Source organism: Nostoc sp. NMS9 (assembly GCF_017114995.1).
In the GTDB taxonomy this organism is placed as follows: domain Bacteria; phylum Cyanobacteriota; class Cyanobacteriia; order Cyanobacteriales; family Nostocaceae; genus Nostoc.
On record NZ_JABXKL010000080.1, the window covers coordinates 90,320 to 114,671 of the forward strand.

Below are 24,352 nucleotides of genomic sequence, written 5' to 3' on the forward strand. Positions count from 1 at the left end.
GAATGCATTCTTCATGAGCGAATTTTGAATGAGCAAATGCGAACAAGATTGTTGATTCGCTAACGAGTCTTTAATACTCGTGAACGAGTCTTTTAGCTCTGTTAATGTTTTATACTCGTGGACGAGTATTTAAACTCCGTTAATGAGTCTTTTATACTCGTGGACGAGTATTTGAACTCCGTTAATGAGTCTTTTATACTCGTGGACGAGTATTTGAACTCCGTTAATGAGTCTTTTATACTCGTGGACGAGTATTTGAACTCCGTTAATGAGTCTTTTATACTCGTGGACGAGTATTTGAACTCCGTTAATGAGTCTTTTATACTCGCTGACGAGTCTTTTAGCTCCGTTAATGAGTGTTTTATACTCGTGAACGAGTATTTGAACTCCGTTAATGAGTCTTTGATACTCGTGGACGAGTCTTTTATACTCGTGAATAAGTGAATGTTATTGCAAGGGTTGCGATATCTACGACGGGCGTAGATGCAGCACCCTGCTAATTTAAACATTACAGCCGTTTTTACGCAGATAAACACACTAATTCAGTCTCTAAAACTTGGTTACGATATACTACTTTAGTAAATATCACTACAAAGTTGGTGAGGTTTGCAGGTGACAAACGAAGAAGTGTTGCAAATTATTGAACAAGCTGCTAGGGAAAAAGCAACGGAGCTATATCTCAATAACAATCAACTCAGCAGCCTGCCGCTAGAAATCAGCCAACTCTCCAACTTGAAAACGCTATCTCTCTATAACAATCAACTCAACAGCCTACCGCCAGAAATCAGCCAACTCTCCAACTTGACAAGGCTGTACCTCGATAGCAATCAACTTAGTAGCCTGCCGTCAGAAATCAGCCAACTCTCCAACTTGACAACGCTATCTCTCTATAACAATCAACTCAGCAGCCTGCCGCCAGAAATCAGCCAACTCTCCAACTTGACAACGCTATCCCTCTCTAGCAATCAACTTAGCAGCCTGCCGCCAGAAATCAGTCAACTCTCCAACTTGACAACGCTATCCCTCTCTAGCAATCAACTCAGCAGCCTGCCGCCAGAAATCAGCCAACTCTCCAACTTGACAACACTACTGCTCGATAGCAATCAACTCAGCAACCTGCCGCCAGAAATCAGCCAACTCTCCAACTTGACAACGCTATCCCTCTCTAGCAATCAACTCAGCAGCCTGCCGCCAGAAATTAGCCAACTCTCCAACTTGACAACGCTATCCCTCTCTAGCAATCAACTTAGCAGCCTGCCGCCAGAAATCAGTCAACTCTCCAACTTGACAACGCTATCCCTTTCTAGCAATCAACTCAGCAGCCTGCCGCCAGAAATCAGCCAACTCTCCAACTTAACAACGCTATCCCTCTATAACAATCAACTCAGCAGCCTGCCATCAGAAATCAGCCAACTCTCCAACTTTACTGAGCTAAACCTCGATAACAATCAACTCAGCAGTCTGCCGCCAGAAATTAGCCAACTCTCCAGCCTGACAACGCTATCCCTCTTTGATAATCCACAATTAACCTCGCCACCGCCTGAGATTGTCAAGCAAGGAACGCAGGCAATTTTAAACTATCTTCGGAAACGGTTAGAAGGTAGCCAACGGCAGTGGATTTCTAAACTGCTAGTCGTCGGTGAAGGAGGAGTGGGTAAAACATGCTTATTAAGAGCATTACGCGGTAAAGAGTTCGACACCCAGGAATCCACCACTCACGGTATTGAAATTAAATCCCTGCAATTAACCCATCCCACCGAAACCAATGTCACCATGCAGCTGAACACCTGGGACTTTGGCGGACAGGAAATATATCATGCTACCCATCAATTCTTTCTCACCAACCGTTCCCTATTCTTACTCGCCTGGAATGCTCGACTAGGATTTGAGCAAGGTAAACTCTACTATTGGCTGGATACTATCAAAGCCTTAGCCCCAGAATCCCCAATTTTACTCGTCGCCACCCACATCGACGAGCGAGATGCAGACCTTCCCCTGGCTGAGTTACGCCGCAAGTACCCCCAGATTATTGAACACTGTAAAATTAGCTCTAAAATCAGTCTTGGCGTTGAAGAACTGCGGCAAGCAATTGCTGAAGCAGCCGCTAAGTTACCCCTAATGGGCGAAATCTGGCCTACCACCTGGCTAAATGCTGCCAATGCCATCCGCACCCAGCCAAAAAAACAAATCACACCTCAACAATTGTGGGAGATCATGGCTGAGTCCCAAGTTGCTGACATCAGCAAGGAAGTGCTGGCGCGATGGCTGCATGAATTAGGTGAGATTCTTTACTTCCAAGACAACGAAGAACTTAACGATACCGTTATTCTCAAGCCCCAGTGGGTAACTGAATATATCAGCAAAGTGCTGGAAAGCGAAGACGTAATTAACCGCAAGGGCATTTTCACTCGTCAAGAAATGGCTCAACTTTGGCGCGACTTAGAGCCATCCATGCACGACCACTTTTTGCGCCTCATGGAGCGTTTTGACCTTTCCTACCGCACTCAAGAAAAGCGGGAACCCAGTCTAGTTGTGGAACGTTTGCCCCTCGATGCGCCTAATTATGAACAGAAATGGCAGCAAATTAAACAAACAAGTAAGTGCCATGAAATTTCGATGAAATTCCAACTCAATACCATTCCTGCGGGTATTCCCACTTGGTTTATTGCGCGTCAACACCGCTTCACAACTGGCATTCATTGGCGTAACGGTGTCTTATTTGCTTATGAGCAAGAACATTTAGCATTAGTGGAAGCTGTTAAAAGCGATAGATATTTACAATTAACAGTCCGGGGAGCATACCCCCAGAATTTCTTTGCATTACTCAAAGATGGTATCGAACTACTTCTGCGAAGGTTTCCCGGATTAGACATTCAACGCAAAATTCCCTGTCTTGGTCATAATGGTCAACGATGTACCCACGAGTTTGACTATGAACAAGTACAACAGCGATTCCAAAGAAATAAACTAACAATTGAATGCCCAAAAGCTACAGAAGATGAAGATGTATCAGTAATAGAACTCTTGCAGGGATTAGATTGGACAAAAGGAGATGCAATTTTAGACAGCCTGAAAGATTTAAGTAATAAAGTTGATAAAAGTAATGATGAAATGAAAGATAAACTAGATAATCTTCTAAAACTGACGCAACGGGAATTTACCAAAGCCTTCCGCCGCGAACAAGCAATCATAGATTCTCATTGTCCCAATGTCTTTGTGCTGCGTCCTCATGGCTCTAAAGCTTGGCAAAAGAATCTAACTGGACAGAAATTAGATTTACAACTCTATTGCCAAGCACCGGGCTGTTGGCATCCCACCCAAGAAGGCGGTTTATATGAAATAAATGAACCTGCCAAATGGCTGAGGGTAACTGCACCTTATATTGGTAACTTATTCAAAGTCTTGAGATATGCCGCACCGATAATTGGCCCTTGGCTGGGTGTGGTAGATCCCAAAGAATATGAAACACTATTTAAAAACGATTTAGAACTATTTAAAGAACTAGCAGCAAAATTACCTGAACTCAAAGAATCTGAAGATTTAGAATTAGTAGACAAAATTGCTAGAGGTGAAGATTTAGATCCAGAACGCGCTGATGGTGCAGCTTTGCGTGCTTTGCGTCAATTTTTAGAAGAGAAAGATCCCCAGCAGCACTGGGGTGGATTAAAGAACGTTTTGACTCCAGAGGGACATTACCTGTGGCTATGCGAACACCACGCATTAGAGTATAAACGCTAACCATATTAGATTTGAGATTGCGATCTTGAATTGTAGAGAAACAATTCATCAACTATTCCCTAAACCAGTAGCAATAATTTTGAAAGCATTTAAATAGTTCCCAAGACAGAGGAACCATCTAAAACAATTACTTAGGATTCCCATATATACTAATAGCGTATATTTGACTAGAATTAAGGTATTATAGCGATTATTATTTGGATACCATAAGCGGTAGGGGTTTACAGAAGTGCGCCTCTACGACTGACACGCCAGTTTAGCTATAAATTAATATCTACGGTTTTACGGGTATTAGAAAAATGAAGTTTACAGACTGGGTGACTAGGGTGCTACTAATCTGGCTGATGTTCGCCACTCTAATTGTAGTGCTGCTAATTGGACGAGCAACAAAATTACACAACAATCCGACAATATCCCGTACATCCAATCCACAGGTTACAGCTTTCAGTCAATATCCCCAGGCGCAATTCCAATTAGCGAAAGAGCCAGAGAAGAAATTTCAAAATGTTATCAAGTCCCCAGTCAAGACTAACAAACCTGTAGCAAGGTATGTAACCACTCAAGCTTTTGCACAGTACAGACCTAATTATCAAGTTGCTTCGGTTGACCCAAGTAACTATGGAGAACGGTACGTTCAAGATGTTAACGGCGTAACTCTCCACAACCAACCGATTATCGTCCTGCATGAAACTGGTTATTCTGCTTCCAGCGCAGTTAATTTCTTTCAAGTAGCCCATAACGATGAAAGTGTGCAAGCAAGTTACCACGCTTTAGTCAAGTTAGACGGAACAGTAGTTTATCTAGTACCGCCAGAAAAGCGGGCTTTTGGTGCAGCTAACTCAGTATTTGAGAGTTCCGAGGGAGTGGAAACTGTGCAGACTAATCCGAATTTGCCCGCGTCTGTGAATAATTTTGCTTATCACGTTTCTTTGGAAACACCGCCAGATAGTTATGACAGTAGCAGCGAACAAACCCATAGCGGCTATACGGAAGCTCAATATCAGTCTCTTGCTTGGTTAATTGCTCAAAGTCAAGTCCCAGATCATCGCATCACTACACACCATTTAGTAGACCGTTCTGGTAAAAAAGTTGACCCGATAAATTTTGATGGTCATAAATTTCTCAGCTTACTTAATACTTATCGTCAGGTTAGACCAATCTATCGAGTTAGTAAATAATTTATTCAATCTTGTAGGGTAGGCGTCTTGCCATATTTTGCCCTCACCCCCAGCCCCTCTCCCAAGTTTGAGCTACGGTGTATACACAAGTCTGAAATAGTTTACTCACCTGGTTTTTCGCGTCAGTTTTACCCCACCCTAACCCTCCCCTTGGAAAGGGGAGGGAAATAGATTCCTGTTTCCACCCTTTCCAAGGGGGGATTAAGGGGGGTAATTTGACTTGTGTATACACCGTAGCTCCCAAGTGTGGGAGAGGGGAGCAAATTCTCTAGTTCCCCTTCTCCCAGTCTTGGGAGAAGGGGTTAGGGGATGAGGGCTGTCTTTAATTTTGAGTTGTTAACTTGCCCAAGAAGGCGCGATCGCGTCAAAATAAGAGTTAAGACGCTGTAATCTAACTTAACAATGACCATAACGCAGCTTGAGCAAACTCTTTCCCCTCAACCAATACCGCCAAATGAGCTGGGATATGAATATGATTTGGTAATTGTCGGCGGTGGGATTATTGGGTTAACTCTAGCCTCTGCTTTAAAAGATTCTGGTTTGAGTATTTTGCTAATTGAGGCGAAAGTGGCATCAGTGGCGGTAGCGAAGGGACAAGCTTATGCAGTTCATCAGCTTTCGTCGCTAATTTATCAAGGAATTGGTGTTTGGGACAAAATGTTGCCGCAAATCGCCAAGTATTGCCGAGTTCGTCTTTCGGATGCCGATTATCCCGATGTGGTGGAATTTACCACAGATGATATAGATACAGCAGAGTTGGGTTATGTGGCGGAACACCAAGCGCTGTTGGAGCCGTTGCAAGAGTTCGTCCAAGATTGTCCAAATGTGACTTATCTGTGTCCGGCGGAAGTGGTAAATACGCAATACCAGCAGAATATAGTCGCCATTGATATTAAAATTGCCGATCAATTAAAGACAGTCAAGAGCAAATTAGTTGTAGCCGCAGATGGATCGCGATCGCCAATTCGCCAAGCTGCTGGAATCAAAACCTCTGGCTGGAAATATTGGCAATCTTGCATTGTCGCCATTGTCAAACCAGAAAAATCCCACAATAACACCGCTTACGAAAGATTTTGGTCTAGCGGTCCCTTTGCGATTTTACCTTTACCGGGAAACCGTTGCCGCATTGTCTGGACAGCGCCCCATGAAGAAGCAAAAGCTTTGTGTGCCTTAAATGACGAGCAATTTTTGGCAGAACTAAGCCGCCGCTATGGCGATCAAATGGGAAAACTGGAATTACTAGGCGATCGCTTTGTTTTTCAAGTGCAACTCATGCAAAGCAATCGCTACGTTCTCCCCCGACTAGCATTAATTGGTGATGCGGCGCACAATTGCCATCCCGTCGGCGGACAAGGTTTAAATCTGGGTATTCGGGATGCAGCAGCTTTGGCGCAAGTAATTCAAGCAGCGCACAAAGCGGGTAAAGATATTGGTGACATTCAGATTCTCAAAGGTTATGAACGCTGGCGCCAGCTAGAGAATCTGACAATTTTAGGTTTTACCGATTTGTTAGATCGGATGTTTTCTAATAATTTCTTCCCTGTGGTGGTGGTTCGTCGCTTGGGTTTATGGTTCTTGCAGCGAGTACCTATATTAAAAGTATTTATGCTGAAATTGATGATTGGCTTAAAAGGGCGGACTCCAGAATTAGCAAAACGATAAGGCTTGAGAACGCGATCGCTGATATGTTTACTTTATTAAATTTGCAAAAAGTTAGCGATCGCCTGCGGTAATGGCAGAATAATTACAATCAACAAAGCCATTGCCAGTAATCCCCAAACGTCACGTTTGTTATCCAATTCAGTGACATCATTCAGTGCAGGTTCATCAATCAACGGCATAAATAATAAGATAATCGCCCACACCAAAAATTCTTCCCTAACTAAAGAAAGTAACAGCAACAACACACGAGCAATTTGACCAATTACGATCGCAGTTCGTTGTCCAAACATCGCATGGACAATGTGACCTCCATCTAATTGTCCCACAGGCATTAAATTTAACGCTGTGACAATTAGTCCCAGAAAACCTGCTACTGCAACTGGATGCAAGTCAAGGGCTGATTTTGCTGTTAACTGACTTCCCAAAGCTAACTTCGAGAGTAGCGCTAGTAAGATGGAATACTTAGGATTGAGAGCATCAGGATTTAAAAGTCGGGTTTTTTCAGTCAGGGAAACCACGTCAGAATGAGCCAAGCCCCATATTAGTAATGGCAAAGTAACAACAAAACCTGCAATTGGCCCAGCAATACTAATATCAAATAAAGCTTTGCGGTTAGGAATGGGACTACGCATCTGAATAAATGCGCCAAAAGTTCCTAAGAAGAAAGGTACAGGAATAAAGTAAGGCAACGTCGAGCGAATCTTGTAAAATTTAGCTGTCAAATAATGCCCAAGTTCGTGAATGCCTAAAATAGTCATCAGTCCTAATGCATAAGGCAATCCCTTGAATAAAACATCTGGATTAGATAGAAGCTTGAACAAAGATCCAATTTGCCAGATAGGCGGCAGAGTAACACCAGCATTTTGCACTCCCACCAAGGTAGTAGTGATCAAAGTAGCTGCTAGCAGCATCAGCGCTAATCCTGGTCGAGTTAACCGTTCCTGGTTGCGTCGTGGTGTATCTGTCTGTTTCGCAGCTTGAGTATTGGGAACCAGGACAAAGAAAGGTTTGCCATTGAAGCCTTCTTGAAAAATCAGCAAGAAGCGATCGCCAAATTGTGCTTCAATATTAGTTTTAATCTGCTGGTAAGCGTTGCTGGCTTTAGTTCGCAACTGACCCCGGCAAATCACAGATTGTGGTCGATACTCAATATTTTGAACGTAGTATACAGACCAAGGAAAACAATTTCGTAGTTGGGTTTCTTCCGTTGGTTCAATGGGACGCACTATTGGTTCTGGGGTAGGCTGGATAGTCGGCTGTGATTCTGAGGCTTGGGCTTGGGCTTCGGTCTGTGTATCTCTTGGGACTTGACGCCCCCATTGAAACAACACCCAGTACAAGACTGTGCAAACAAATACCGACCAGAGGATCAGCTCTGGCGGTGGAGGTTGTTTCGCCCCGTAGATTAGCGTCCATCCACTCAATAGAAATGCTGGTATCATTAAAACCAGCCACAACAACCATACTGGTGTTCGGGTGATGTGAGCGACGCTGCGCTGCACCATGAGATAAGTAGCTAGCCCCAGCAGGAGGATAAACAGAAACCAAAATGCCATATTCTCTTCAGTAATTTTGACAAAACGCCCCACCAGTAGCTTCAGCACCATAGCATTAACTACAAGGCAGACCTCAAATCCCAATTTTTTTCACAACGGTTAACAGTGCTGATGAACGCTCAAGTTTCAATTATTGAGAATTTCCACACTGTAATCAAATTGTCCACAACTCATCAGTTTCGGTTCTTTGATTATGTGCCCTTTACCTCAACAGCCAAGTCATACAACTAAGCCGCCACGGGCTGTCTTCCCTGACGAAGTTCTCAGCGGAGGTTCTCTGCAATCGGACTTCGCACAAGAGAGCATTTTTGCCTTTCCACCCAATCGGGACACATTAGGGGGAACCTCTTATTTTATTGTAAGAAATGAAGGCAATATCCTCATAGATTGCCCTGCACTAGAAAAAACAAATCAAGATTTTTTGCGATCGCATGGAGGCGTGGGTTGGTTATTTCTCACCCATCGCGGCGCCATTGGCAAGACTGCTGAATTTCAGCAAGCCTTTGGCTGCGAGGTGCTGATCCAAGAGCAAGAAGCTTATTTGTTACCAGGCTTAACCGTAACTACCTTTAGGGAAGAATTTACTCTTGATGCCGCAACACAAGTAATTTGGACATCAGGTCATTCTCCCGGCTCATCTTGTCTCTACTACAGTGAACTTGGGGGTATATTGTTTTCTGGTCGCCATTTACTCCCTAACCAGCATGGTCAAGCAGTACCATTACGGACAGCTAAAACCTTTCACTGGCCAAGGCAAATTCAGAGCCTTCGATTATTGTTAGAACGTTTTACACCAGAAACTCTCCAGTATATTTGTCCAGGAGCTAATACAGGCTTTCTTAGAGGTAAGCGGATCATAGACCGAGCTTATCAACACCTCGCCTCTCTGGATTTACCAGCTTTGCTAAGGATACAACCCCTTTAGAGGTAGCAGGGCTTGTGAACGCCACAAGGGTAAAATTTGGGACTTCCAAATAAAAAAATATCCCATTGCTCTGATGGTAGGGGAGCAGGGAGCTTTCTAGCAGGAGGAGAAAAAGTCGTTTTGATGGGCGTGAAATTGGATAATTTATTTTTTGGAATTCCCTTTTGTCAATATCATTAAAAATAAATCTTTGGGCTTGAGTGATGAAAAAAGGTTGTATAACTCGATGGATGGGCTGAGGTACGAAGCCCATCCTACCGCGCTTGAGTGCAAACGAGATTCTTATCTCTGTTTGCAGCTTGCGGTAAGTTCTACATTGTAGAAAGTCCCTGATTTGGGCTTAATTGAACGCAATTCCTGAATAAAAGCATTAAATGTTGTATTGCTTGTGCCGAAGCCAGCTTCAGCACAAGCAGATAAACCTCCTTCGATAGGAATAGGAGATCCTGCCCTGGGACTATATACAATGAATTTATCGACGGTGCTAGTGCCGACTGCAAACCCGATAACCTGGCGAATTGTTTGCAAAGCAGCATTATCTAAGGGACCACCAATACTGCCAATACTGATATTAACCGCACGATTTTCATCAGCAAAGGCTGGCGCAGTAATCGACAATACTGCCCCGACAATCATGAAACAGGTGAACTTCTTCATTTTTTTCCTCCAAAAAATTGGAAAACTAATAATTAGATTTTGATATAGATGAAGTATATCAGAGACTCTGCCATGTAAGGTTTTCAGCCATATTGTTGTACCTCACTCGTTTTACTTTTATTGCCACTATAGTATTGAGTATTGCCCATTTCGTCAGGTAGCGATCACGTACTAGCCGAATAATTAGTAACATTAAAATATTTTCGTGTGCAATGAAAAGACCTGGATTTATTGAGCGTCATCACCTGTGGACAGAAATCCAAAAAGAAGCATCTGAAAAGATCAAGGCTGTTGTTAAAGAACGGGATCTACTGTTGATTCGTACTGCTTGGTCAGACCAGCATGGCATTGTTCGCAGCAAATCGCTCTTACCGCAGACATTTTTAAGCGCCTTAGAAAACGGTATGCAAATCAGCACAGGGACATTCCTATTTGATACTGGTGGTGCAATAGTATTTAACCCGTTTGTTCCTGGCGGTAGTTTAGATATGCCTTCGATGACAGGTGCGCCAAATCTTGTGGCTGTTCCTGACCCTGATACCTTCAAAATTGTGCCTTGGGCAAAACGTACTGGCTTTATTCTCTGTGACGAGTACTTTCAAAATGGTCAGGTAATGCCCTTTTCCAGTCGCGGTATTTTGCACCAATCATTGGTAGAGTTACATCAAAGAGGATTAGAGCATATTGTCGGCTTAGAAGTTGAGTGGTATCTGGCAAAGTTAGAAGATCCAATGTTAGCGATCGCTAATGTTGGTACTTCTGGAAAACCTGGTGAACCTGCCAAAGTTAGCGCTGTAGAGCATAGTTTCCAATACCTTTTAGAATCACACAATCCAGAGATTCACGACTTACTGCGCGTTTTAGCAGAAAACTTAGTTGAAATGGGATTGCCTTTAAGGAGTGTAGAAAACGAAGGGGGTGCCGGTCAATTTGAATTTACCTTTGACCCGATTCCGGCATTGCAAGCTGCGGATACAATGATGATATTCCGAATGGCGACCAAGCAAATCTGCCGTCAACAAGGTTACATCGCATCATTTATGTGTCGTCCAGGATTGCAAGGTTCTTCTTCCAATGGCTGGCATTTGCACCAATCCCTTGTAGACCGAACCACAGGCGAGAACGCTTTCATGTCTGCAAACACCAAAACCCTAATGTCAGATTTAGGTAAACATTTCGTTGGTGGTCTTCTTAAACACGCCAATGCCGCTTCTGTGTTCACAACCCCGACAATTAACGGCTACAAAAGATTTAGGCCTTATTCCCTAGCTCCTGACCGTGCCGGATGGGGGTTGGAAAACCGAGGGGCAATGATTAGATTACAAGGCGGTTATGATGATCCCACCACCCATATTGAAAACCGAGTTGGAGAACCAGCAGCCAATCCTTACCTGTATATGGCATCGCAATTGATTTCTGGGTTAGATGGTGTAGATCGTAAAGTTGACCCTGGCTCCCCAACAGAGTCACCTTACGCTACAGAAAGTCCGACATTACCCAAAAGTTTGCCAGAGGCGATTTCATATTTGAGCCAAAGCGAACTTTTTTCTCAAAAAATGGGGCAGCAGTTCATCAACTTCATCATTAAGATGAAACAGAGTGAAATTAATCGCTTTTTGCAGTCCGTCGCCGATCAGCCAGCAGAAGACTATTTAAAGCAAGTGACTAACTGGGAGCAAAGAGAATATTTTGAATTATTTTAAAGTGAATAATTCTTGGGAATGTTGCGCTTTTAAAGAGAATTATTAAGGTATTTAAGTGAATCTTTTGACAATTGCCTGAACGTTACTAATTACTTCAGCTTTGTCAACTGTCAAAATTTGACGCTCACCCATAATGATTTTGCCATCAACAATCACAGTATTCACGTCCCCTGAGCGCATACTGTAGACCAAAGTCACTGGGTAGTGCACCACAAGCATGAGCTAAGATGGTTGGCACTTCTAATACACTAGTATTTTGAAGACTGAAAGTATTGCTATTGTGTCAACTTAGCTCTGTGATGGAAAATAACCGTTGTCGGTCTATTTGTTGAAGCTTGATTTTTTCAGCGTAGAAAGCCTGATAATAATATTGATACCGCTCTGGTTCAGCTTCTGGATCGGTTTGTTGCCATAGTTCCAAAAAGTGACGATAGCGTTTTTCAAGCATCACTAAATCCATACAAGCGATCGCAGCTTGAACTACTTGCGGAGTCCGAAGTATTTCTTTTTGGTTTTTTTCATCCACATGAAATAAATGGGAAATTAACCCACTCTCGCTGTCAAATTCTAAGAACTGATCTTGCAGGCGGGAAATTAAATTTGGTAGAGACGCCAAGTTTTTCGTCTCTCCATCACAGGATGAAATTTCTAAAATCTGTTGCCATAAAAATCGGTGGTGGGAAAGGCTAAATTGCAAATCTCGCTCCTCTAGTTCGTCAACAATCATTTGACGCTGTTCGGGACAATGCAAGTAAATTCGCAATAATAAAGCCTCTGCGTGTTCTAAAAGGCTGCGTTCTGTAGGGAGTGGGGAGTTAGGAATGGGGAGTGCGGAAATTTTACTACCTCCCCATGCTTTCTTCGCTGACACAGGCTTAGAATATGTAGCCGCAGCCGGAGCAATTTGAGTTAACAGGTTTTCGACTCGTAGAGGTATAAGTCTGGTATCTCCCAAACTTAGTATTTCTGCACAGTAGGAAACGTAATAGTTGCGTGTATCGCTGTTAGCTATATTTTTAAGTAATTTGACTATTTGCTGAGTTACTTGCTGAAAATCAGTAGCCTGTTTTAAGTCTCGGTCTTGAATAATTTGCTGAATCTGCCAGTCTAGCCAAAGTGGCGCATTTTTTAGCAGTTCTCCATAATCTTCTGGAGTGTGACTATGTAAATATTCATCAGCATCTTTGCCATCGGGTAAATTGAGAATTTTTAGCTGAACTTCGCCCTTGTATGCCAGTTCGGCAATTTCACCGATCGCTCTTTCGGCGGCATTAGTTCCGGCTTTATCAGCATCAAAGTTGAGTACTAATTGTTTCGATTCGGTGTAGCGTAATATTAACCGCACTTGTTCTAAGCTTAAAGCTGTACCGAGTGAGGCAACGGCATTATTAATACCAGCAGCGTGGAGAGCGATCGCATCAAAATATCCCTCCACCACCACCGCTTGATCGAGTCGAGAAATCCCATCTTTGGCTCGATCGAGGGCAAATAAGGTTTTACCTTTACTAAAAAGTTCGGTTTCTGGTGAATTCAGATATTTAGGCTGCTCATCAGTCAGAGTTCTCCCACCAAAGGCAATAACGCGCCCTTGGACATCACGGATGGGAATCATCAAGCGATCGCGAAATGCATCATAATACCCACCCCCTTCCCGGCGTGGTTTAATTAATCCCGCTTTTTCCAGTATTTGCACTGGGTAATGTTTATCTTCCACTAAATAACGATAGAGAGTTTCCCAACCTGCGGGGGCATAACCTAAACCAAATTGCTGTATAGTTTCTTCTTTGAATTGGCGGTTAGATTGCAAATATTGAAGTGCTTTTTGCCCTTGGGATTGTCTGAGGGCGTGTTGATAAAACTGGGCGGACGTTGCCAGAACTTCATATAACTGCTCACGCAAAGATAGCTGACGCTGTAATTCTTGGCGTTGTTCGGGTTCGAGAGTTTGCACAGGTACTTGGTAACGCCGTGCTAAATCCAACACCACGTCAGCAAAAGAACGCTTCCCCAACTCCATGACAAACTTAATGGCATTTCCCCCGGCTTGACAGCCGAAGCAATAGTACATTTGCTTGGTCTGGCTGACGGTGAAACTGGGAGATTTCTCATCATGGAAGGGGCACAAACCGACAAAATCCTTTCCTCGTTTGCGTAAAACTACGTATTCCGAAACGACATCTACAATATCAGCCCGGAGTTTAACTTCTTCAATTGTGTCTGGGTGCAAGCGGGGGATTTGCATGGCTTTGTCATTAGTCATTGGTCATTGGTCATTGGTCATGAACTTTGGAGAAATACCAAAGGACAAATGACTTTAGACTTCTGATCGCTATTATATTCTTGTTGCTAGACCAAGAATGATGTATAGAATTGCTTAGACTTAATTTTATCAGAGGAAATACTGAAAATGGGGCGTATTTTTATATCAGCGGCTCATGGAGGCAAAGAAGCCGGAGGAATAGATCAAGGCGCGATCGCAGGTGGTACAAGTGAAGCAAAAGAAATGATTCTGCTGCGGGATTTGATTGTCACGGAACTCAGAGCGCGGAGTTTGGAAGTTTTAGCGGTTCCTGATGACTTGAGCGCCGCCCAAACTATCACCTGGATCAATTCTCGTGGCCGCCGGATTGATGTCGCTCTAGAAATTGCAGCTAATGCGGCTAACAGCCCTTCTGTGCGTGGAGCTAGCGTTTTCTACATTGCTAATAATAGCGATCGCAAGAGCAATGCTGAACAGTTACTAGTGGGATTGTTGCGCCGCGTACCCCAATTACCGAATCGGGGAGTCAAACCAGATACAGATAGTGGATTGGGTAGTTTAGGATTCTGTCGTCAGACAACGCTGCCAGCTTTGGTGATGCAAGTGGGGTTTCTTAGCAATCCAGAAGATCGGGCTTTGCTGCAAACTCGTCGCCGCGATTTTGCTTTGGGAATTGTCGATGGATTGGTGACTTGGAGTCGTGTAATTGACCCCACTCCTGGAACTCCGACAGAAGCAAATTATCCACCAATTAATATTAATATTAATGGACAAAGTTACACAGAACAAGGGGTTTTAGTTAATGGTAATGCTTACATCCCCATTGATTTAGTAGACCTTCTACGAATTGACCTTTCAAAAGCAGCTAATGTCAATCGGATTACTTATCACAAAATAGTTTATGTCAAAGCCATCGAACTGCGAGATTTTAATGTTGCAGTCAGTTGGGATGCGGCAACGCGTACCGTTAGCTTGCGATCAAATTTGGTGGTTTGCCCTGGTCAATTTTCGCGGGTAATGTCAAACGGTAATACTTCCGAAGTACAGTTACAATTATTCCTCAGAAATAATAATGAAAATGCTTTAGCAAAGTTTCCTGATATCCCAAAGCTTTATCGGGAAGAAGCAGGTATAGAGGGAGTGAACTATGATATTGCCTTTTGCCAAATGTGTGTAGAAACGGGATTTTTACGGTTTGGTGGTGATATTAAACCTGAGCAAAATAACTTTGCAGGCTTAGGTGCGATCGGTGGTGGTTCGGAGGCTGCATCTTTTCCAAGTGCCAGAATTGGAGTCAGGGCACACGTCCAACATTTAAAAGCTTACGCTAGTTTAGAACCTTTGGTACAAGAAGTAGTAGATCCAAGGTTTCGCTTTGTCACACGCGGGATTGCGCCATTAATCGATCAGCTATCAGGGCGGTGGTCAGCAGATTTGGATTATGGTACGAAGATTTCAGCAATGCTCAAACGATTATATGAATCAGCAGGACTTCTTTGAGTAAGGAAAGGAAAATTACTCAGGTTCTGCACAGTGCGATCGCCTATGGTGGGCGGAACGCCATCGCAAACACGATCTGCTTCAGCTGTTTTTTGACAAACCGCTTGCTAATTACTTGATTAGCCGTTGATTCTACAAACTCAGTTGCAATAGCTTCACCATTTCGCCAACGTTCTTCATAGTTGGGGATATATAGCAGATTTCAACGTCGTGAGGTACAGAAATACTCCAGCCGCATATTGCTGTATTGGTTTACTTTTTGGCGGTCAAAATGGTCAAGCATTAACCATTGGCGTAGTTCGTATATCTTTTCAAGATTGTCAGGGGTATCACCTTAGCCCGTAATTTAACTGGACAAGCTTGCTATGTATTTTACCGAGTATTTCTGCTTTGATTCCAGCAGTCTAAAAATATAGTCAATGCATACTACTGTAAATCTATCGGTTTAGGGTATTATACTGACAACTACGATCGCTTCCTTAGCAACTACAAAGTACAAGGAGAAATTTTTATGACATTTACTGCAACACGAATTGAGATTACGCCTAGTGGAGCAGCTTTAGGGGCAGTTGTTACTGGTGTTGATGCCAGTATTGCAGCAGAACCAGAAGTAATTTTGCAACTCAAACAGGCGTGGCGCGATCACCACATCCTCATCTTCAAAAATCAACAATTGACCGACGACCAATTATTAGCCTTTGCAAATTACTTTGGCGACATTCTCCAACAGCCTGCCTATGTCCGTAAAGGAGAAACCGAGCCGTACCTGCCGCCCCTTGTTCTTACTCTTGCAAATGCTGCCTCTGAAGAAAGTTCCGTCAATCTTGCACCCAACTATCGTGAACTTTTACCCCATATCGATCATGACTGGTTGCCTACACCATCTAGTGGTTCATTTTTATATGGGGTAGAACTACCTGAGAATGGCCCTGATACCTATTGGGTGAATTTGATTCAGGCTTACGAAGAACTAGATGATGCTACTAAAAAACAGATTGCTGGCTTGCAGTTACGCCATTTTAATTTCTATGGCAAGTATCGGGATAAGTATCCTGAGCCTGGCTACGCAGCTGGGCGTTCCGTTGAACCCGGTGAACAAGTTGCTACCCATCCTTTGGTTCGCACTCACCCGGATACTGGCAAGAAAGTTCTCTTCTTAAATGCCGCTAGCGAGGTAGATATTGTTGATTACGACCCAGTGGAAGGGGCAAAGCTAATTGAGCGGTTGCGGGAACACATTCAGCAACCCCACTTTATTTATCAACACCACTGGAGTAAGGGCGACCTGCTTTATTGGGACAACCAGGCAACGGCTCACTATCGCCCCGAATTTAATTCCAACGCAACCCGGATTTTGAAGCGGGTTAGCATTCGAGGAAGCCGTCCTTTCTAAAGTTCAGCTAGCTAAAAGTTGTAAATTCTTTCAGATACAAAACTTTACTCCCCCTTTCCTTCTCCACTTTAGAGAGTAGAGGGGGAAAACCTAGTTTTGACACCACCGGATGCGATTTGCTCTAGCCTTCTTGGCAAAGATAGAACCTCTAATCGATTCGGTCAGCTTGCAGAGATTTTGCTCCCACCGTATCAGCATCAAAATGAGATAGAAAGCTATGGTCAGACTGCAAATTGGAAAACACTCAATATCCAGGCGTGATTTACTTTATACTTTTTATGGATTAATGTCTTTTACTGCCTTAGTCAGTTGTGGAACAAATAACGGCAACACAGGCAATAACAGCAGCGCAACCTTGAGTACTAATGCCACTAGTAACAATAAAGGCAGTACCAAGCTGGTTCGACTTGGCTACCAAGTTTCTGGGGATCTAACACACGAAAAAGGCGCGATCGAAAAACGCTTGGCTCCTCAAGGAATAGGTGTTACTTGGTCGCAATTTGTGTCTGGGCCTCCGCTATTGGAAGCCTTAAATGTGGGTAGCATTGACCTTGGGCCTACTGGCGAAACGCCACCCATTTTTGCTCAGGCAGCTGGTACCAATCTGATTTATGTAGTTAATACCCCGCCTGGTACTGGAGAAGGTTCAGCAATTGTTGTGCTAAAGGATTCTCCAATCCAAACATTGGCAGGTCTTAAAGGTAAAAAAGTTGCTTATTCTAGAGGGACGGCTCAGACCTTTTTTGTGGTGAAAGCGTTTCAAGAGGTAGGGCTAAAAATCAGTGATATTGAATCAGTGAATCTACCCATTGCAGATGGAAGAGCAGCGTTTTTGAACAAGACGGTTGATGCCTTTGTAGAAGGCGATCCTAGTCTGATCAAGCTGCAACGGGAAGGCAGTATTCGGGTCTTACGAAACGCGCAAGGAATTAAGACGCCAGGAAGTTATTACCTAGCTTCACGAGATTTTGCAATTAATAATGCTGAACTCTTGAAAGCAATTTTGTCAGAGTACTACCAAGTTGGGCAGTGGGCAAACAAAAACAGGCGGGCTGCTGCTGAAATCCTCGCACCGAAGGTCAAGACTGATGTCGATACTATGGAGTTAACGCTGACGAGAAGAAAATATGACATGAGACCAATTACTGAGGAAGTAATTAGCGCTCAACAAAAGGTTGCGGATCTTCTGTATGAACTGAAACTTGTGCCAAAACAAGTCGATGTTAAAGGAGCAACCTTAACTGCCCAGCAGTATGCAGCAATTACACCAGATGCCGTTAGGAATAAGGCTTAACCTTTGAATCAGCAAGCTTGCTAAAAAACCAGACGCGATGCCTGCGGCGGTAAACTACGCAATTATTCTATAATTAGTGATACTAAATATTAGTGAACCTAATATTTAGTATAACATCATAGAACTCCCCTGATGAAAATTTGGAACGGACAATTAGGCGATCGTGTAAGTAATATCATTTACCAGTATTTACCCGCCTTTCGCTGGCGTAATTTTCGGCTGTTTTTTGGGGGACAGTTACTATCAATGTCTGGGACATTTATGACCCAGCAGTTAACTATTCCTTGGCTGGTATACGATTTGACTCAATCGGCTTGGTTGTTGGGAATTGCAGGGTTTGTGCAATTTTTACCAACATTATTAGTGATTCCCTTTTCGGGCGTATTGTCCGATCGCTGGAGTCGTCGTGACTTGTTAATGTTGGTGCAGATATTGGGAATTAGCGTTTCCCTGACTTTAACGATTCTTACCTTTACGAATTGGATTACGTTTCCCATCCTATTGGTACTGAGTGTTCTTAATGGTTTTCTCAAGGGATTAGATATGCCCGTGCGTCATACAATCGTCACCGAAACCGTAGACGATCGCGCCGATTGGAGTAATGCGATCGCCTTGAATTCAGTGATGTTAAGTTCCTCGCTGGTATTGGGGCCCGCTATGGGCGGGATTTTGATTGCGACGCTAGGGGTGAAATATTGTTTTCTTTACGATACTCTCAGCTATATCCCTGCCATCTTTACTCTGCTAGCAATGCGGCTGAAAGTCAGAGCCACGCAGACCCTGACGAGCCTTAGCGATACTTTGCAGAAATTGCGGGAGGGCTTTGAATATGTCTCCAAGTTCCAGCCGATTAGAGCAATTTTATTAATACTGGCGTTACAAGGTTTAGTCGGAATGTCTCATATCGCGCTCATGCCCATCTTCGCCGCTAAGATTTTAAATGGGGATGCAACTACGATGGCTCAACTCAGCACCTCAGCGCCGATTGGCTCGTTGTTTGCTTGTTTGTATCTGAGCGTTAGGCGAGGGATTACGGGCTTAGAGCGTTTGATTGTAGTCGCTCAAGTCTTGATTGGGATAAGTTTGATTTCCTTCTCACTATCGCGTCAAGTTGGATTATCCATAATCATACTGGTGTTTACAGGCTGCTTTTCCATCCTCCTGATTACCAGTAGTAATATGATTATCCAAACCCTAGTTGCCGAGGATAAGCGCGGACGGGTGATGAGTTTTTATGCCCTAGCAATGGTGGGTATGATGCCCTTTGGGAATCTGTTAGCTGGAACTTTGGCAGATAATTTTGGTGCGACTAATGCCTTGATTGTCTGTGGCAGTCTAAATATCTTAGGTGCACTATGGTTCTATACACAAATGCCATTTGTAAGGCGTTGGATTGATCGCTAAACCCCGACTCCCACTGTTTGCCGTTCTCGTCGCGCGACTTCCGCACGTACTAAAGGAATGACATCACGCCCATAAGCGATCGCATCCTCTAAAGGATCAAAGCCCCGAATCAACAAGGTAGTCACACCTGCATCGTAATAATCAACCAAAGCCTCTGCTACTTGTTCTGGTGTACCCACTAGAGCAGTAGTGTTACCTGCCGCACCAGTAGCTGCTGCGATCGGTGTCCATAGACGCTTATCATAAATCTCATTTTTGGCTGCAAAATCCAGCAGACGTTGCGATCCTACCGCCTGGGGTCTAGCTGGGGCAGCTAATTTTGCACCTCCTCGCAACTCTTGAATTCGCGCTAAAATGCCATGTGCCTTCTCCCAAGCCTCTTGTTCTGTAGCACCAAGAATTGGTCGCAGGGAGACGCTGAAGCGAATGGAACGACCGGGTGGTAAGGCAGCACGTACCTCTGCAATTCGTTCTTTAACTGCGGCAATTGGCTCACCCCACAACGCATAGACATTACTATGTTTGGCTCCTACCTGTACTGCTGGCCCAGATGCACCACCAAAGTAAAGCGGGATGTAGGGCTTTTGCAGCGGCTTGATCGCAGAGAAAGCACCCTTGATGCGATAAAATTCACCTTCGTAATCAAAGGGAGTGTCGCTTGTCCAGACACGACGAACAATTTCTAAATATTCATCGGTGCGACGGTAACGGCTGTCATGATCCAACCAGTCGCCATCTTTCTGCTGGTCAGCATCACTACCACCAGTAATGATATGTATTGCGATCCGACCGTTGGTAAAATGGTCAAGGGTAGCTGCCTTGCGAGCTGCCAAAGTTGGTGCGACAAAACCCGGACGATGAGCAATTAAAAAGCCCAATCGCTCGGTTGCTGAAGCAGCGAAACTAGCAACAGTCAAACCATCAGGGCTACTAGAACTATAGCCAATCAATACTTTGTCAAAGCCTCCTTCTTCATGGGCTTTGGCAAATTCACGAACATAAGCTGTATCAATGATGTCATCGCCCAGACCGCCTGATGCACTATTTAATTCCGAAGTCGGTTTTGTCCGAATCAATCCAATAAATTCAATTGGCATAATAAATTCTCCTGAAAATGTTGGGGAGTGGGGGGCAGGGAGCAGGGGAGACAAGGGGACAAGGTTACTTAAGTCAAAACTCACAACAAGTCTTTCCCCTTGTCCCCAATTCTACTTGTCCCCAAGTCCTCTTTCCCATACCCAATGCCCAATGCCCGATTCCCTAATCAATCAAACAAGTCTGGTTGGTCGTGGGTAATTTCATCCCACAAATATTGGAATCCACCCCAGCCTGCTTGGTGAGTACCACCGCGTTGTTGGATCTTTAAGGCTATGTCATGGTCAATCAGGATGGGTTTTCCTACGGCTTCTGCTAGCAATTGCGCTTTAGCGGTATCCTCTAACCTGATGTACCACCAAGCGGCTTCATCCACACTGTGTCCCACGGTCAATATTCCGTGGTTGCGTAAAATCGCAGCTTTGCGATCGCCTAGTGCCTGAGCAATGCGTTTTCCTTCGCTTGTCTCTAAGACAATGCCTGTAAAATCATCAAATAGAGCATGATCTTGGTAAAAAGCACAGGCATCTTGGGTAATCGGATCGAGCAACCGACCTAAAGATGACCAAGTTTTACCATAGAAGGAATGGGCATGAGCCGCTGCGATGACATCGGGGCGGGCTTCGTGGATTTGAGAGTGAATGGCAAACGCTGCTTGACTAACTTTGCCTTCACCTTGGACTACCTGACCTTCACTATTTACTAGTATCAGGTCTGATACCCGAATGCGACTGAAATGTATCCCAAAGGGATTTACCCAAAAATGATCGGTAAGTTCGGGATCGCGGGCAGTGATGTGTCCTGCCAATCCTTGAGCAAAACCCAAACGCGCAAATACCCGAAAGGCTGCTGCCAAGCGTTCTTGACGATGGCGACGCTCTGATTCAATGGAAACGAAGGTCGGTGGTTGAAAGGGATTGCTGGGGCGGATGAGAGAAGTTTGCACCATAATTTTCAACTCCTACGTATGGATTGGGTAGACCTAGAGTGCTGCCTCACTGCTGCTGAAAGCCTCAAGGTTTATCGATAAACACTGCTTTACCATTAAATTAGCGATAACAATAAAGGATTATGGCTCGGTGGGCGATGCCTACGGCGGTAAACTACGCAGTTTTCATCGCTGCAAATACGTATTGTTCAATCATGTCCAGTGGACAATGCTACAAATAACTTTTGGCTGATAACCGTAAATACGTTACTAATTACCTGATATCAGCTTTTCAACTACCTAGTGACAACAAATTTCTAACTAGAGTAGTGATACTATCAAATAAAATACGGTAAGTCAATCGAATTTTAGTTGTTTAATCTACAATGAAGTTACCACAGTTCATTTAAATAAGCAAGTTCAATATGGAGTTTTGCTACAAAATATACTTGAAGAGAGTGTTATTTCTTTACTCGTATAGAGACTGTCGCGATTTGTTAAGTTGTGGAGCGATCGCACCAAAGGTAGTCTTATCCAGTACAATCTTCTCACCTTCAGAACTGTTGAAATCAGCGATCGCATCAATACCAACAATAGTGGTGGTAAACTCAGCATTGCTGTTGGTGTCACCGTGCCAAAAAACACATTAAAAGCTTTTCACTCTTACCTCGTGCCTTCTACACATAAAGCTATCTATCTACAATTAAAAGCGGTACTTTAGCAACTTCAGCTAATATTTCAGCATATTCCAGTAAAATGTGTCTGACTTGATTTAGTTCTGCTCTTAATTGTTGATTTCTATCCCACAATTTTTCATGTTCAACAGGGGAGATATCTTTTGTTTTTTTGCTTTCGTAATCTAATAGTAAAGGATGCCATTTAGCTAAAACAGGGCGTAAAACTGTGTTGATAACTGCTATTGCTAAGTAACCAAAAGATATTTGGTTTCCATCTTTAAATCGAGCGATGGAAGCACCATGTTTTTTCAATATTTCTCTAGTAGTGGCGAAAACTGAATAAAGAGAAGACAAGGCTTCTCGCAGCAAACCTTCATCAGGTTTAAGCTCTACAATAGATATACGTGTTATTAATTCTACATAAAGTTCCCAAGCCGCCTTCTCATCGTTTTCATCAGGCTGCCAGGAACTTTCTATTTCGCCTATAAAAGGTAGCTTAATTTTAACCTTGATCTCTTTACTAACAGGCATAATATATTTAACTCCTTAAGCTATATGAAAGTAAATTTACCCAATAAACTTGCTTTTAGCCATTGCCCCATTACCTCTGCCACAACTTGCCTCATCTTCAGCCCCCGTAGGACGCAAGCTGCATGGAATCGTTTGCAGAATTATTCATACTCATAATCATAGTTGTAAGAAAAGGGATAAGGTGATTCTTTAATAATTGAATCTATATCCTCTTTATCAACAAAATCGTATCGAACCATATAGTTGGAAACTATCTCTTCAATTACTTGTTCAAAAATGGGAACTGTTTTATTTGGTTCTGTTTTTTTTAATTCATCGATATACTGATACAGTATACCTATTCCTTCATTAAAACTACTATAAAAGTTTTTTCTAATATCTGAATGGCGTTGATCTGAGTAATAAATTCTTAGAGCATTATAGCTATCAAATCTCATCATTAAAAGATAGTCATAATCAAAGTTAAGTCTCAGATCACCATAAGAAAAGTCACTAACTGCAATTCTGTCTGTCTTTTTTCCAACCCAAATAAATTGAATTCCCATATCTCTTTTATAATAATTTAAATTATTTTTGACTTCAAGTATTTTACGTTCTAAGCTATTATCATAATCCTTAAAAAATATAAGATGATACGCATCACCAGATATTTCTCCAGGAAAAAGTCTCTTCAAATCTCTTTTAAACAAGTCTTCAAACTCTAAACATTTTGGATTCCATCTTTTAATATAAAATTTTTTATCACCATTTTTGTCTTCAAAAATATCTTCAAACTCTAGCTTTTTTAGTTCATTTAAATATGAAATTATTTCTTTATAATTGATTTTGTCTAATAAATTAATATCGATTTTTTTGAATCTTAACTCTGAATGATCGAGTAATGCTTCAATATAATTTTTCTGAGAATTCAAATCATAAACAAGAATGCCAAAATCTTGATCTAAATATGTTTTAACTACCTCTGAGCTACCATTACTAAACTTTTCTAAAAAATTTGTATATGAACGAAGCGAACAAATAAAAACTCGACCATCTTTACCATAACTATTGTGGCTAGCTTGTAGTATGTATCGATACTTACTAGCTGTTCTTATAGAAGAGAAAACGAATAACCTAATAGTGTTCTTAGGTTGTTTAGCAATATAATCTTTTGCTAATAGCTTGTTTTTTGAATCTGTCCAAAAAGTTGACACAGATTCACTGCTGATTGCATACACTTCATTTGCATTTTCAAACATAGAACGCGCTCTAACTAGAAAATTTTTCTCGATTCCCACGTCAATTTTATACTCTTGTTCTTGGTCTTTTACTTTTTTTATCTCTTTATAAGCCTCATCAAGAATTCTTCTGATTAAATCAGCTCTAAATTTTAATAAATTACGTAAATCTTTGATTGAATTTTTAATTAAACTTAGCTCCTGGGGAATTAATTGAAAATCCTTTTTAGATTTCCCTTCAAAATACTCTCTTAACTGCATTCTAAGCTCATCTATCGTAGAGTATTTAAACCGCAAACTGTCAGCCAAAAAATACAGATAAGACGGGATATTTATCTGATCATCCTCTCTCTTTGCCATAATAAAAATTTGCTTTGAGCGTTCATGTGCTCTAATTAATTCACTTACAACTTCATTGGAACTAAGTGAATTAATTGATACTAGTAAACAATCAGCTTCATCGAGTTTCATTGATATTATTTCATGAATATTTTGAGATGGTTTAATAGCTTCTACATCAATAATAACTTCAACATTTTTAATATTTTCTAGGTAAGAAGTAAGAGCAGCCCTTAAATTTTGATCTGTTTCCCATTTATAACTAATAAATACTTTAATTTTTTCTATTGTCATA

General features: G+C 42.5%; 17 protein-coding genes. 9 read left to right on the top strand and 8 right to left on the bottom strand.

Features of this window, described 5'->3' with window-relative positions; all coding sequences use genetic code 11:
• Positions 1-612 precede the first annotated feature (612 nt).
• The 3 genes from HWQ40_RS24720 to HWQ40_RS24730 all read left to right on the top strand — a co-directional run bounded on the left by HWQ40_RS24720 (position 613) and on the right by HWQ40_RS24730 (position 6,578).
• Positions 613-3,738, top strand: coding sequence for a COR domain-containing protein (locus HWQ40_RS24720; protein ID WP_292783069.1), 3,126 nt, complete (start codon positions 613-615; stop codon positions 3,736-3,738).
• Positions 3,739-4,037: 299 nt separating this feature from the next.
• Entirely contained in the window at positions 4,038-4,916 is an 879-nt protein-coding gene (locus HWQ40_RS24725) for a peptidoglycan recognition family protein (protein ID WP_292783071.1), read from the top strand.
• Positions 4,917-5,318: 402 nt separating this feature from the next.
• Complete coding sequence (locus tag HWQ40_RS24730) at positions 5,319-6,578, top strand: FAD-dependent hydroxylase (protein ID WP_292783074.1); 1,260 nt, start codon at positions 5,319-5,321, stop codon at positions 6,576-6,578.
• Positions 6,579-6,613: 35 nt separating this feature from the next.
• Here the strand turns inward: HWQ40_RS24730 and HWQ40_RS24735 are convergent, their stop codons facing one another.
• Entirely contained in the window at positions 6,614-8,134 is a 1,521-nt protein-coding gene (locus tag HWQ40_RS24735; protein WP_292783537.1) for a site-2 protease family protein, read from the bottom strand.
• A 193-nt stretch (positions 8,135-8,327) separates the two neighbouring features.
• On the opposite strand from HWQ40_RS24735, the gene HWQ40_RS24740 reads away from it, so the two are divergent.
• A complete protein-coding gene (locus tag HWQ40_RS24740; protein WP_292783077.1) occupies positions 8,328-9,059 on the top strand; it encodes an MBL fold metallo-hydrolase in 732 nt (243 codons plus the stop codon).
• A gap of 282 nt (positions 9,060-9,341) precedes the next feature.
• On the opposite strand, the gene HWQ40_RS24745 is transcribed toward HWQ40_RS24740, so the two are convergent.
• Complete coding sequence (locus HWQ40_RS24745; RefSeq protein ID WP_292783079.1) at positions 9,342-9,716, bottom strand: hypothetical protein; 375 nt, start codon at positions 9,714-9,716, stop codon at positions 9,342-9,344.
• Positions 9,717-9,928: 212 nt separating this feature from the next.
• Between HWQ40_RS24745 and HWQ40_RS24750 the strand changes: the two genes are divergently transcribed.
• Positions 9,929-11,419 (top strand): glutamine synthetase family protein, encoded by a 1,491-nt coding sequence (locus tag HWQ40_RS24750; RefSeq protein WP_292783081.1) that lies wholly within the window; start codon positions 9,929-9,931, stop codon positions 11,417-11,419.
• A 283-nt stretch (positions 11,420-11,702) separates the two neighbouring features.
• Here HWQ40_RS24750 and dnaG read toward each other — a convergent pair whose 3' ends face one another.
• Positions 11,703-13,661, bottom strand: a complete 1,959-nt coding sequence (gene dnaG, locus HWQ40_RS24755) for a DNA primase (protein ID WP_292783539.1) — start codon at positions 13,659-13,661, stop codon at positions 11,703-11,705.
• A 165-nt stretch (positions 13,662-13,826) separates the two neighbouring features.
• On the opposite strand from dnaG, the gene HWQ40_RS24760 reads away from it, so the two are divergent.
• The 4 genes from HWQ40_RS24760 (at position 13,827) to HWQ40_RS24775 (ending at position 19,270) form a co-directional block, all read left to right on the top strand.
• On the top strand, positions 13,827-15,179 hold the full coding sequence (locus HWQ40_RS24760) for an N-acetylmuramoyl-L-alanine amidase (protein WP_292783084.1): 1,353 nt from the start codon (positions 13,827-13,829) through the stop codon (positions 15,177-15,179).
• Between the two features lie 511 nt (positions 15,180-15,690).
• A complete protein-coding gene (locus HWQ40_RS24765; RefSeq protein ID WP_292783088.1) occupies positions 15,691-16,572 on the top strand; it encodes a TauD/TfdA family dioxygenase in 882 nt (293 codons plus the stop codon).
• 217 nt (positions 16,573-16,789) lie between these two features.
• Positions 16,790-17,866, top strand: coding sequence for an aliphatic sulfonate ABC transporter substrate-binding protein (locus HWQ40_RS24770; protein WP_292783091.1), 1,077 nt, complete (start codon positions 16,790-16,792; stop codon positions 17,864-17,866).
• A gap of 132 nt (positions 17,867-17,998) precedes the next feature.
• Complete coding sequence (locus tag HWQ40_RS24775) at positions 17,999-19,270, top strand: MFS transporter (protein WP_292783094.1); 1,272 nt, start codon at positions 17,999-18,001, stop codon at positions 19,268-19,270.
• On the opposite strand, the gene HWQ40_RS24780 is transcribed toward HWQ40_RS24775, so the two are convergent.
• The 5 genes from HWQ40_RS24780 to HWQ40_RS24800 all read right to left on the bottom strand — a co-directional run bounded on the left by HWQ40_RS24780 (position 19,267) and on the right by HWQ40_RS24800 (position 24,351).
• Entirely contained in the window at positions 19,267-20,367 is a 1,101-nt protein-coding gene (locus HWQ40_RS24780; RefSeq protein WP_292783096.1) for an LLM class flavin-dependent oxidoreductase, read from the bottom strand. The genes HWQ40_RS24775 and HWQ40_RS24780 overlap by 4 nt on opposite strands.
• Positions 20,368-20,534: 167 nt before the next feature.
• Entirely contained in the window at positions 20,535-21,314 is a 780-nt protein-coding gene (locus HWQ40_RS24785) for a class II aldolase/adducin family protein (RefSeq protein ID WP_292783098.1), read from the bottom strand.
• 399 nt (positions 21,315-21,713) lie between these two features.
• Entirely contained in the window at positions 21,714-21,938 is a 225-nt protein-coding gene (locus HWQ40_RS24790) for a hypothetical protein (RefSeq protein WP_292783100.1), read from the bottom strand.
• A gap of 44 nt (positions 21,939-21,982) precedes the next feature.
• A complete protein-coding gene (locus HWQ40_RS24795) occupies positions 21,983-22,501 on the bottom strand; it encodes a hypothetical protein (protein ID WP_292783102.1) in 519 nt (172 codons plus the stop codon).
• Positions 22,502-22,641: 140 nt separating this feature from the next.
• Positions 22,642-24,351 carry a toll/interleukin-1 receptor domain-containing protein gene (locus tag HWQ40_RS24800; protein ID WP_292783105.1) on the bottom strand — a complete coding sequence of 570 codons (1,710 nt, stop codon included), beginning with the start codon at positions 24,349-24,351 and terminating at the stop codon, positions 22,642-22,644.
• Position 24,352: the final 1 nt, after the last annotated feature.